The sequence below is a fragment of the Nostoc sp. C110 genome, from assembly GCF_043099725.1.
GTDB classification, from domain to species: Bacteria; Cyanobacteriota; Cyanobacteriia; order Cyanobacteriales; family Nostocaceae; genus Nostoc; species Nostoc muscorum_A.
Genome location: NZ_CP171148.1, coordinates 406,594 through 417,500, shown reverse-complemented (window position 1 = coordinate 417,500; position 10,907 = coordinate 406,594). Strand labels below are relative to the sequence as shown.

Here is a 10,907-nt window from a genome sequence, read left to right as displayed (position 1 = left end):
CCCTAACCACAACTCATCCGCTGATTTTTCAACATCAGTCGGTGCGGACCTCCACTTGGTGTTACCCAAGCTTCATCCTGGCCATGGTTAGATCACCAGGGTTCGGGTCTATAAACACTGATTATCGCCCTTTTCAGACTCGGTTTCCCTTTGGCTCCAGCATTCTCGCTTTAACCTACCAGTGCCTATAAGTCGCCGGCTCATTCTTCAACAGGCACGCGGTCAGACTTTTAAATAGTCCTCCCACTGCTTGTAAGCTAACGGTTTCATGTTCTATTTCACTCCCCTTCCGGGGTTCTTTTCACCTTTCCCTCGCGGTACTGGTTCACTATCGGTCACACAGTAGTATTTAGCCTTACGAGGTGGTCCTCGCTGATTCACATGGGATTCCTCGTGCCCCATGCTACTCGGGATTCAGCTACTATCCTTGAGTTTTCAACTACAGGACTTTCACCTTCTTTGGTGCAGTATTTAGCTGCTTCGTTTAACCGCCAGATTCGATATCGCTGTCCCACTACCCCAATCGGTAAACCAATTGGTTTAGGCTCTTCCCCTTTCGCTCACCACTACTTAGGGAATCTCTGTTTTGATTTCTCTTCCTCCAGCTACTAAGATGTTTCAATTCGCTGGGTTGGCTCTCTCCTGCCTATATATTCAGCAGGTAGTATATAGGGTTGCCCCATTCGGAAATCTCCGGCTCAATGTTTGCTTCCAACTCCCCGGAGCATATCGTCGGTAACCACGTCCTTCATCGCCTCTGTGTGCCTAGGTATCCACCGTTAGCCCTTATTAGCTTGACCACTCAATTCATTTGGTGTTTCACAATTTGCATTCACAAAAACAAATAGTTAGTTCTTCTTACCTCGTCACTTCGCACTGATTTTACTCAGCACTCACAACTCAGCAATCAGCACTAAGAATGTCTGTGTCTGCCTGCTATTTTCGCGTTTCTATGCAGTTTTCAAGGTTCTGGCTGAGATTCAACTCAGCAGTCTGACACGAGTGTCATGTTGCTGAACTCTCACTCTTTTCTTGTTTATATTCTGAACCATTAATACTTTGAAAGCTTTATACCAATTCTCGACCGACCTAGGTTAGACCAACTTACTATCTATTTAACTGTATGTTTTTCGATATGTAAGGGGTGTAGGTCTCCCTAAAAAGGAGGTGATCCAGCCACACCTTCCGGTACGGCTACCTTGTTACGACTTCACCCCAGTCACCAGTCCTGCCTTAGGCATCCTCCTCCACGAATGGTTGGAGTAATGACTTCGGGCACTACCAGCTTCCATGGTGTGACGGGCGGTGTGTACAAGGCCCGGGAACGAATTCACTGCAGTATGCTGACCTGCAATTACTAGCGATTCCTCCTTCACGCAGGCGAGTTGCAGCCTGCGATCTGAACTGAGCTCCGGTTTACGGGATTTGCTTGCATTCGCATGCTTGCTGCCCTCTGTCCGGAGCATTGTAGTACGTGTGTAGCCCAAGGCGTAAGGGGCATGCTGACTTGACGTCATCCCCACCTTCCTCCGGTTTGTCACCGGCAGTCTCTCTAGAGTGCCCAACTTAATGCTGGCAACTAAAAACGAGGGTTGCGCTCGTTGCGGGACTTAACCCAACATCTCACGACACGAGCTGACGACAGCCATGCACCACCTGTGTTCGCGCTCCCGAAGGCACTCTTCCCTTTCAAGAAGATTCGCGACATGTCAAGCCTTGGTAAGGTTCTTCGCGTTGCATCGAATTAAACCACATACTCCACCGCTTGTGCGGGCCCCCGTCAATTCCTTTGAGTTTCACCGTTGCCGGCGTACTCCCCAGGCGGGATACTTAACGCGTTAGCTACGGCACGGCTCGGGTCGATACAAGCCACGCCTAGTATCCATCGTTTACGGCTAGGACTACTGGGGTATCTAATCCCATTCGCTCCCCTAGCTTTCGTCCCTCAGTGTCAGTTACGGCCTAGCAGAGCGCCTTCGCCACCGGTGTTCTTCCTGATCTCTACGCATTTCACCGCTACACCAGGAATTCCCTCTGCCCCGAACGTACTCTAGCTATGTAGTTTCCACTGCTTTTATCTAGTTGAGCTAGACTCTTTAACAGCAGACTTACATTGCCACCTGCGGACGCTTTACGCCCAATCATTCCGGATAACGCTTGCATCCTCCGTATTACCGCGGCTGCTGGCACGGAGTTAGCCGATGCTTATTCCTCAGGTACCGTCATTGTGTTCTTCCCTGAGAAAAGAGGTTTACGACCCAAGAGCCTTCCTCCCTCACGCGGTATTGCTCCGTCAGGCTTTCGCCCATTGCGGAAAATTCCCCACTGCTGCCTCCCGTAGGAGTCTGGGCCGTGTCTCAGTCCCAGTGTGGCTGATCGTCCTCTCAGACCAGCTACTGATCGTCGCCTTGGGAGTCCATTACACTTCCAACTAGCTAATCAGACGCGAGCTCATCTCTAGGCAGTTAACCTTTCACCTCTCGGCACATCCGGTATTAGCCACCGTTTCCAGTGGTTGTCCCAGACCTAGAGCCAGATTCTCACGCGTTACTCACCCGTCCGCCACTAAATCCGAAGATTTCGTTCGACTTGCATGTGTTAAGCATACCGCCAGCGTTCATCCTGAGCCAGGATCAAACTCTCCGTTTTGTTGTGTTTCGAGTTTGTGTATCCGAAAAAAATATTTTTCGGAATCCTAGTTACTAATTTTGGTTATTATCTTTTTGGGGTTTCCAAAAAGTAAAATCCTTTGACGAGGATTGGTTTTTCTTTAAGCTTTCAAAGTATTATGTTTTTCAGGTTCAGTGGTGGTTGGCTTCTCTCGCCTTTCCACTTAACTAGAGTAACTAGTCATCCCCTGGTTTGTCAAGGGGTAAATTTATTTTTTTTTATAAAAGGGCAAATCTCTTGGCTGGCATTACTTTCAAGTGAATGACTTAAGCAATATAGGCAAGGCATAGACGCAGTAGCTGAACTTTATATAGCTAGTTAGTTTTTCTAAATTGGCTCTGATGCAAGCTAAGGATTATAGTAATCATTATCGAAAAAGATAGGAGGCAGTCTTGCTGGAGGGACTTATCCTAAATCCAAATGCCTGAACTAACTATATATAAGAATATAAAAGCATAGTTGTTCCAGAGCCTCCGGTTAAAGGCTCCCATCTTATGACTAGATGCCTACCCCACAAGATTCGTTACAGTGAGTCTAGCGCTGTAGACGGATTTCACAATTTATAATAAGTTTTTGAGAAAAAGCTAAAAACTAGACTAGGCAATAAATACAGATGATCCGACCGCGTAAGGTCTTTGCTCAACATTGGCTCAAAAGTGAAAAGGCGCTCGACGCAATTATAAAAGCAGCGGAGTGTACAGAAAGCGATCGCTCCGTCAAAGGTGATCGCATCCTGGAAATTGGGCCTGGAACTGGTATTCTAACTCGTCGTTTATTACCCTTAGTGCAATCTCTGATTGCAGTAGAGATAGACCGCGACTTATGCCATCTGTTGTCAAAGCAACTGGGTAAGACTGAAAATTTCTTATTGCTGCAAGGCGATTTTCTCACTCTGGATTTACCATCTTATTTGGTAGCCTTTCCCAATTTCCAAAAGCCAAACAAAGTAGTAGCCAATATTCCCTACAACATTACAGGGCCAATCATTGAGAAACTACTGGGTACGATCGCAAATCCCAACCCCGAACCATTTGACTCTATAGTATTGCTGGTACAAAAAGAGGTGGCAGAAAGGTTGTATGCTAAACCAGGGTCAAAAACCTTTGGGGCGTTGACCGTGCGGGTACAGTATTTGGCTGAGTGTGAGTTAATCTGCACAGTCCCAGCCTCTGCATTCCATCCAGCGCCAAAAGTTGATTCAGCAGTGGTAAGATTACGTCCCCGAAAAATAGAAATACCAGCGCTTAATCCCCGACAGTTAGAGACTTTCTTGAAGTTGGGGTTTGGTGCCAAGCGCAAAATGTTACGAAATAATTTGCAATCTGTTATGGAACGCGATCGCCTGAGCCACTTACTGGAACAATTAAAAATAAATCCCCAAGCCAGAGCCGAAGATATCAGCGTTCAGCAATGGGTAATCCTAGCAAATGAACTGGCAGTAGAAAGTGGGGAGCAGGGAGTAGGAAATAGATGACAAGATAAAATGGATTTTTTCCCATTCCCCAATTCCGCATTGCCCATTGCCCATTCCCCATTCTTATAAAATGCGTTCCTACAGCTTAATTGCCCCTGCTAAAATCAACTTGTATCTGGAAATCATTGGCGAACGCCCCGATGGTTATCATGAGTTAGCCATGATACTCCAAAGTATCGGACTTTCAGATCAAATTGATGTGCGTTCCATTAGCACTGACAGCATTCGTGTTCACTGCAACCACCCACAAGTACCGACAGATAAAAGTAATCTGGCATACCGGGCAGCAGAATTAATGGTCAGGCAATTTCCCGAAGCCTTTGCTAAATATGGCGGTGTGGAGATTACCGTCAATAAGCAGATTCCTGTAGCGGCTGGGTTGGCTGGGGGTTCGACGAATGCAGCAGCTGTGTTAGTGGGTATAGATTTACTGTGGAAGTTGGGATTAACTCAGTCTGAATTAGAAGAGTTAGGAGGTACACTCGGTTCAGATGTCCCATTTTGTATAGCGGGTGGAACTGCGATCGCAACAGGTAGGGGTGAGCAACTTTCTCCCCTGCCGAGTTTAGATAACATATATATAGTATTGGGGAAATACCGCAGTCTGGAAGTTTCCACACCTTGGGCATACAAAACCTATCGACAGCAGTTTGGTCATTCTTATATTAGAGATACTGATAATTTGGCAGCGCGTGCTAGTGCAGTTCATTCAGGAGCAATAGTAAAAGCTATCTTGCATAAAGATACGAGGGAAATTGCCCAAAAATTGCACAATGATTTAGAGCATGTGGTATTGCCAGCCTATCCTCAAGTTTTGCAGTTGCGAGAAGTGTTTGCAAATCAGGAAGGCGTGTTAGGAACAATGATGTCTGGTTCTGGCCCAACAGTATTTGCTCTTTTTGAGTCTCAACAGCACGCAGAACTAGTTTTGCAGCAAGTAAGGGAAGCAATTATTGATGAGGACTTAGAATTGTTTGTAACTCGGACAATTACGCATGGTATTAAAGTGACATCATCTGTTTAAATAATTCTTTTTCCTTAATTAAGGATAATGTCCCAACTAAAAATCTGAAATCCAAAATCCTATGAGTGACCAAAATTTAACGCCACCAACTGATACTAAAATGTCGGCAGCAGCAAGTCCGTTACGCTGTTTAACTGGGGCAGTAATTTCTGGGGGAATGGGATATGCAATGTATTCGCTGATGATTGCGATCGCTACAAATTTTGCTGCTAAACCCCTCCATTCAATTAATCCATTAGTAATTAAAATTTCCTCTGCTGTTCGGACTCTGGTTGTTGGTGTAGTTGCTTTAGGAAGCGGAATATTTGGTATAGTAGCAATTGGTTTGTTGGCTCTGGGAGTGCAATTATTAATGCAGCAGTTGAGCAAGCAAAAAAGTAGTGAAAACTAGTAATTTGCTTTTAATCAGCAACCTAAAGGTACAAGTTTTTCTAATGCACCATGATTTTTGATCAATTGTAGCTTCGCGTTTCTAGAAGACTGAAAAAGTTGTTGCTGTTTTCTCCAAGTTTTGGGAGAAAGCCCGTGGTGTTGACGAAACTGACGAGAGAAATGACATGTATTTTGATAGCCAAGTGCAATAGCAATCTGGTCGATTGTCTGATTAGTATCTCTAAGTAAAGGACGTGCTGCTGCCATTCGACGCTTAACAATCCAAGCGTTTACAGTTTCTCCTGTTTGTTTGGCTACTCGGTTAGTTAAGTAAGCAGGCGAATAACCAACCGCAAGAGCCACATCAGACAAAGTAATTCCTTGGCGATAATTAGCTTCAATAAAGTCGAAAACCGATTTCAGTTGGGGAACAGATGGAAAAATAGACTCAGAGTTGAACGATGAAGGTGGTGATTGAGCGGCTTGATGAGAGTTAGTAGCGTACCAATACCTCAAAAAAGCTTGCTTTTCTAATCGGACAGCGATCGCTCTGAGCAAATCTTCTATACTAGAGGGTTTAGTCAGATAATCATCCGCTCCCAACTCCATACCTTTGCGAACATCTGTTTGAGTATTACTCCCAGTCAAAAAAATGAAAGGAATAATTGCTGTGTGAGGATCTTGGCGCAACTTAGCCAAAACGGTGTAGCCATCCATATCTGGCATTTGAATATCGCAAATCACTAAGTCGGGTAAATGCTGTTGTGCTTTCTGGATACCAGCTACTCCATCTTCAGCACCTATGGTGTCAAAACCTTGAGCCTCAAGAACTTCTAAGAAGAGATTGCGAGTAACAGCATCATCTTCAATTACAAGAATTTTTTTCGACGATTCGTATCTCATTTTTCCATCACTAGGATTTTTGTGGCAGGGAATGATGACCAAATTCTATGCCGAGTCATTTGTCAAAAAAGTTATGTGTGTTGAGTTGAAAATGATTATTAATTAACAACTCAGAATACTACCATTAGGAAACCAGCAAATCTCTAATTCTGGCTGTAGCACCAATGAAGAGTTAGATTAAACTAACCTAATAAAGGCCAGAATCCATATCCCTAGTCACTCGGTTAAATAAGTCAGTGCTATAGCCATTGATGAGTTGCTAATCATAAATTTCTAAAATCATCATGGTGCTATTGGCTATTTATAAATAAATGGAATTCAAAAGAATCAGAAGTTATTTAGTGCTTTTAAAGATAATTTTAACAATAAAAAGAGAGATTTTTATATTGGTAATATAAAGATATTATTGCTAGATACATAAGTCAGCACTATCTTAGTATTCATTCAATATTAGAAAAGTAAAATAGTGTTTATTCTTACTGACCGATAATTATTTTTTATAAATTAAAACCAGATATATAAGACTTGATATAGTCAAAATTACAATATCAAAAAACTACTTTTTTTATCCTTTTGACTATATTAATAAAATTAAGGGCAATATCTGATGTTTATGCTTTAACGTAATTCACATAGATATACATAACTGACTTCTACCCATTAGATATAACAATAATGCAGTTTTTAGCCATCTTCAGCAATTTATCTCTGAGAAAGATTTTGATCATCTCTTTCAAAGTTATATCCAAAAATGCAATCAATAATATGCTACAAAACTCTATACTAGTTTTGATTTTAGCTAATCATTTATAACTGCTATGCGATCAAGAGAAGAACTATAAGTCAAGAACTTTACTGCATAATAAAATAATCTTGTCAATTCTAATTTAGATATATTTATTCTAAAACTTATAGTTTTAATAAGTAAATTATTGCTCATTAATTTAACTGATCCTAAATTTGCTCACTTAGGCATCTAACAACATGACTGGACAGCTTGTCATCTGTCACAAGGAGTAAATTATTTTTATCGCTCATGTACTTATGGCTTACAAATATTCCAAAAGAAATAGGAAATATTAAATAAGGATGTATTTTTAAATACAATTTATGAGTTTTTTGGTACTTATAACCTTCTGAAATGTCTAATTAGAGGACATTGCAAGAGAAGTTCAATAAAATCACATCTCCTTACTACATGTATAAAACTTAATAAATTTTATATCCCCTTTCTAAAGTCTTAGTTGGTTTGACGCTAATGAAAATAAATAAGATTTCAAAAGCGAAAAAATAGACATATCTATCAAAAAATCGTTCATATACTCCTTTGCTAAAGATTGAGTAAGCTTAACGAAGAAGCAGCTTCTGCAATACGGTTTATCTGCAAGAGCGGGTTTAACGAGATATTTTATGATCCTGGTTAATCCCGCCCCTACTTTCAATATAAAGTTGTAATAGTTATTAACTTTATTTAAGTTAACTTAAGCATTATTTTGTAATCTTGTTATTTCAGATATGGACAATGCTCTTGAAGAAATTACAGCAAATGATGTGATTCATGGAGTCAAATATTAAACATTTATAATAGTTAATCATTTTTAGAATAAGTCCGGCTGGTATTTCTTGTAATAGATGTACAGGCATCAAAGCTAGATGATTTGCTGGATTGGAGAAAGGAAAAAGAAGATAAATATTGCCAAATACAAAACAGTTTTTATTTACATGCAAGAGCGTATTTTATGACTCAAAATATCAGTGATTATCAAACAGAAACGGTTAAAAAAATCAATAATGAACAAATTGAGCAAATTCTTAAAGCGATTATTGCTGGGAAATATTCCTGGGCATGTGTTTTAATTCTGCGTTTTGCTGGGTACAATCCCATAGACTATATACCTTACCGCACCTACATTCGACTGCTCAAAAATAACTACTTAGTTGAAAGTTCAAAAGAAAATATAACTGATACTAAGGCTGTAGAAGCATTAAGTCTAAAATCGACCTGGCTTCATCTTTGAAAAAGAAAATAATCAAGATAGAACGATTACTCTAAATGAATGTCAGAAATTGAGGCTATTTCAAGGAAATTGACCACAAAGTTCCACGAGGCAAGGATGAAGACTAAAAACTTTAAATGTCCGGTTATTTACAGATATATATTTGTTAAAGGCATTTTCACAAAGGCCAATTAAGAAGAATATCTGTTAGATAGCCTGAAATTTTATAATTCATACTTTTTTGGTCACGCCATCCTTAGCAATTATGACTTACCCAGTTACTACCCCTAATAATTATTTGCAACCTACTCTGAAAGAGATTATATGGCAGAAAAAGCATGAAGTTGCACAAATCCAGCAAGAGATGTCTTTGGCTTCTTTGCAACGCCAGTTAGCTGCTGCGCCGACTGTGCGAGATTTTATCTCTGCTTTGCAACAGAGTCATTACCGACCTTCTATCATTGCAGAGGTGAAAAAAGCATCCCTAATTCATGGAATTATTAAAGCAGATTTGGACTCAGTAGCGATCGCTAAAGCTTATGAACGTGGTGGCGCAACTTGTATCTCTGTCTTCACCGATCAGAAGTTCTTTTATGGCAGCTTTGAAAATTTACGCACCATCCGCTACCGGGTAAAATTGCCTCTACTGTGCAAGGAATTCATTTTAGATCCCTGCCAAATTTATTTAGCACGGGCAGCAGGCGCAGATGCGGTGCTATTGATTGCAGCAATTCTCTCAGATAAGGAACTTCAAAACTTTTTGCGAGTGATTCACTATTTGGGAATGAATGCTTTGATAGAAGTCCATACTTTAGCAGAACTAGATCGGGTGCTAAAGCTTGATGATGTACGCCTAATAGGAATTAACAACCAAAGTCTAGAAGATTTTAGCGTCAATATTGACACAACTGAACAACTACTAGCAGCTAGGCGATCACAACTACAAAGCTTGGGCATTATCGTTGTTAGTGAGTCTGGCTTGTATACACCTGCTGATTTATCCCTTGTAGCGGAAGCTGGTACAAATGCCGTTATACTTGGCGAATCTCTAGTTAAACAAGAAGATATACAACAGAGTGTGCGTAATCTGCTCAAACCTACAGCTATTTTCAGATAAATAGACAAAATTCTGTATATCTTTCTTTGCTGCACTCTTGCTTCTCTAATCAAGCTTTTTGGGATTAGCGTAGACGCGGAGGGGCTTATCGTCAGACATCGCTCATTGAAAAGCAGATGTTGTAATTTTGGTGTATAGTGTAACCCTCGACTTTAACAGATTTTGGGTTGACACTTTATAGACTGGCTGAAGATTCATAAATTTATACGGAATTAACACCAGCAACACTGAAATTGATAGCAACAACATCACTTATGAGCAAAATTATGAACACAACTAAAAGATATTTTTTACCACTGATTTTTGTGACAATGGTTGTCAGTCTCAGCAGTTGTAGTTCTAACCCCACCGCTCGTAAAATTGACAGCCCAACGCCATACCCTACAACAACACCAACGAATACCGTATCTTCTCAGACTTCTAGCCAAATTCCTAGCGTAGCTCAGTTGAGAGAAAAATCTCCTAATCAAGAATCTCCTAAAGAAAATACACCTTCCTCATCAATTCCTAAAGCTGTCACTAGCAAAACTACCAATGTCACGCTATACACAAGTGATACCCAGTGTCAAGAATTCATTCCTGAAAAGGTTTCAGTACCAGCCGAAGAACCAGTTACAAACGTAGTAAGTAAGATTTTAGAAAAACGAGATACAAGCGACTTTAGCTTGTCTGGATATCGCGTCAACATCAAAAATGGCGTTGCTACAGTTGATCTCCGAATATCTCCGGAGTCAAAGCGGCAAATAGCTTCTCTTTCTAGCTGTGAACAGTTTGCTTTATTTGGCAGTCTCCGCAAAACCTTAACGAGCAATAGTCAATGGAATATTAAAGAGGTTCGCTTCACTGAGCGAGGTGAGGATATTGTTCTTTAGCTAAAGAAGCTAAAAAGATTTTTAATCTAAACAGCCATAGGACTTATAGATCAGCAGTTGCCAAAACAGTATATGTTTTAGCCAATTGAAAACATCTGTAAATAGTGGTATAATTTATCTCGGTCTTGAGTTTATGGCAGCAATTCGCGGGCGTAATTCAGTGGTAGAATGTCATCTTCCCATGGTGAACGTCGTGGGTTCGAGTCCCATCGCCCGCTTTAAAATTTAGAATCTAAGCTACCAATATGATTGTTTATGTTGGTATGGTTGCTTTTGAATTTGTGGAACCAGACTTCACTCGGCTTCTAAAGTCTGCGATCGTTATTACTACACTGCAAATACTACAGGTTGTCGATAAAGCGATGAAATTCAATAGACTAATATTTCTATTGGGAATTGTTAGATACAGGGAGCAAAAACGTCTAGACGCTCGCTAATAGATGACGGCTAATGCTAAAAAACAATTAGCGATTCGCAA

8 protein-coding genes, 1 tRNA gene and 2 rRNA genes (1 of these 11 running past the window's edge) are annotated in these 10,907 nt (G+C 40.8%); 8 read left to right on the top strand and 3 right to left on the bottom strand.

All coding sequences use genetic code 11. The features are described 5' to 3' along the window. A 23S ribosomal RNA gene (locus ACFFRD_RS07620) occupies positions 1 to 800 on the bottom strand (it extends 2,094 nt beyond the left edge of the window). 360 nt (positions 801 to 1,160) lie between these two features. Next, a 16S ribosomal RNA gene (locus ACFFRD_RS07615) occupies positions 1,161 to 2,649 on the bottom strand. Together the 16S and 23S rRNA genes form the textbook arrangement of a ribosomal RNA operon. Positions 2,650 to 3,283: 634 nt before the next feature. Between ACFFRD_RS07615 and rsmA the strand changes: the two genes are divergently transcribed. From rsmA to ACFFRD_RS07600, 3 genes are all read left to right on the top strand, one after another. After that, on the top strand, positions 3,284 to 4,144 hold the full coding sequence (gene rsmA, locus ACFFRD_RS07610) for a 16S rRNA (adenine(1518)-N(6)/adenine(1519)-N(6))-dimethyltransferase RsmA (protein ID WP_190938686.1): 861 nt from the start codon (positions 3,284 to 3,286) through the stop codon (positions 4,142 to 4,144). Positions 4,145 to 4,214: 70 nt separating this feature from the next. Beyond that, positions 4,215 to 5,168 (top strand): 4-(cytidine 5'-diphospho)-2-C-methyl-D-erythritol kinase, encoded by a 954-nt coding sequence (gene ispE, locus ACFFRD_RS07605; protein ID WP_392481014.1) that lies wholly within the window; start codon positions 4,215 to 4,217, stop codon positions 5,166 to 5,168. A 61-nt stretch (positions 5,169 to 5,229) separates the two neighbouring features. Beyond that, positions 5,230 to 5,559 carry a DUF3082 domain-containing protein gene (locus ACFFRD_RS07600; RefSeq protein ID WP_114086266.1) on the top strand — a complete coding sequence of 110 codons (330 nt, stop codon included), beginning with the start codon at positions 5,230 to 5,232 and terminating at the stop codon, positions 5,557 to 5,559. A 14-nt stretch (positions 5,560 to 5,573) separates the two neighbouring features. On the opposite strand, the gene ACFFRD_RS07595 is transcribed toward ACFFRD_RS07600, so the two are convergent. Further along, positions 5,574 to 6,443: a response regulator gene (locus ACFFRD_RS07595; RefSeq protein WP_392481013.1), complete on the bottom strand. Its 870-nt coding sequence runs from the start codon at positions 6,441 to 6,443 to the stop codon at positions 5,574 to 5,576. A 1,739-nt stretch (positions 6,444 to 8,182) separates the two neighbouring features. On the opposite strand from ACFFRD_RS07595, the gene ACFFRD_RS07590 reads away from it, so the two are divergent. From ACFFRD_RS07590 to ACFFRD_RS07570, 5 genes are all read left to right on the top strand, one after another. After that, positions 8,183 to 8,461: a HetP family heterocyst commitment protein gene (locus tag ACFFRD_RS07590; RefSeq protein ID WP_392481011.1), complete on the top strand. Its 279-nt coding sequence runs from the start codon at positions 8,183 to 8,185 to the stop codon at positions 8,459 to 8,461. A gap of 244 nt (positions 8,462 to 8,705) precedes the next feature. Further along, complete coding sequence (trpC, locus tag ACFFRD_RS07585; protein ID WP_392481010.1) at positions 8,706 to 9,557, top strand: indole-3-glycerol phosphate synthase TrpC; 852 nt, start codon at positions 8,706 to 8,708, stop codon at positions 9,555 to 9,557. 254 nt (positions 9,558 to 9,811) lie between these two features. Then, positions 9,812 to 10,429, top strand: a complete 618-nt coding sequence (locus tag ACFFRD_RS07580; RefSeq protein WP_392481008.1) for a sporulation/spore germination protein — start codon at positions 9,812 to 9,814, stop codon at positions 10,427 to 10,429. A gap of 146 nt (positions 10,430 to 10,575) precedes the next feature. After that, positions 10,576 to 10,647, top strand: a tRNA-Gly gene (locus tag ACFFRD_RS07575). 27 nt (positions 10,648 to 10,674) lie between these two features. Further along, the gene (locus ACFFRD_RS07570; protein ID WP_392481006.1) at positions 10,675 to 10,866 is read left to right on the top strand and encodes a hypothetical protein; all 192 of its coding nucleotides are present in this window, start codon (positions 10,675 to 10,677) and stop codon (positions 10,864 to 10,866) included. Positions 10,867 to 10,907: the final 41 nt, after the last annotated feature.

Bases quoted from the DNA above. Each gene is read 5' to 3' on its own strand.
- ispE (WP_392481014.1), top strand. From the start codon at position 4,215: ATGCGTTCCTACAGCTTAATTGCCCCTGCTAAAATCAACTTGTATCTG.
- ACFFRD_RS07590 (WP_392481011.1), top strand. From the start codon at position 8,183: ATGACTCAAAATATCAGTGATTATCAAACAGAAACGGTTAAAAAAATC.
- ACFFRD_RS07595 (WP_392481013.1), bottom strand. From the start codon at position 6,443: ATGAGATACGAATCGTCGAAAAAAATTCTTGTAATTGAAGATGATGCT.
- rsmA (WP_190938686.1), top strand. From the start codon at position 3,284: ATGATCCGACCGCGTAAGGTCTTTGCTCAACATTGGCTCAAAAGTGAA.
- ACFFRD_RS07570 (WP_392481006.1), top strand. From the start codon at position 10,675: ATGATTGTTTATGTTGGTATGGTTGCTTTTGAATTTGTGGAACCAGAC.
- trpC (WP_392481010.1), top strand. From the start codon at position 8,706: ATGACTTACCCAGTTACTACCCCTAATAATTATTTGCAACCTACTCTG.
- ACFFRD_RS07600 (WP_114086266.1), top strand. From the start codon at position 5,230: ATGAGTGACCAAAATTTAACGCCACCAACTGATACTAAAATGTCGGCA.
- ACFFRD_RS07580 (WP_392481008.1), top strand. From the start codon at position 9,812: ATGAGCAAAATTATGAACACAACTAAAAGATATTTTTTACCACTGATT.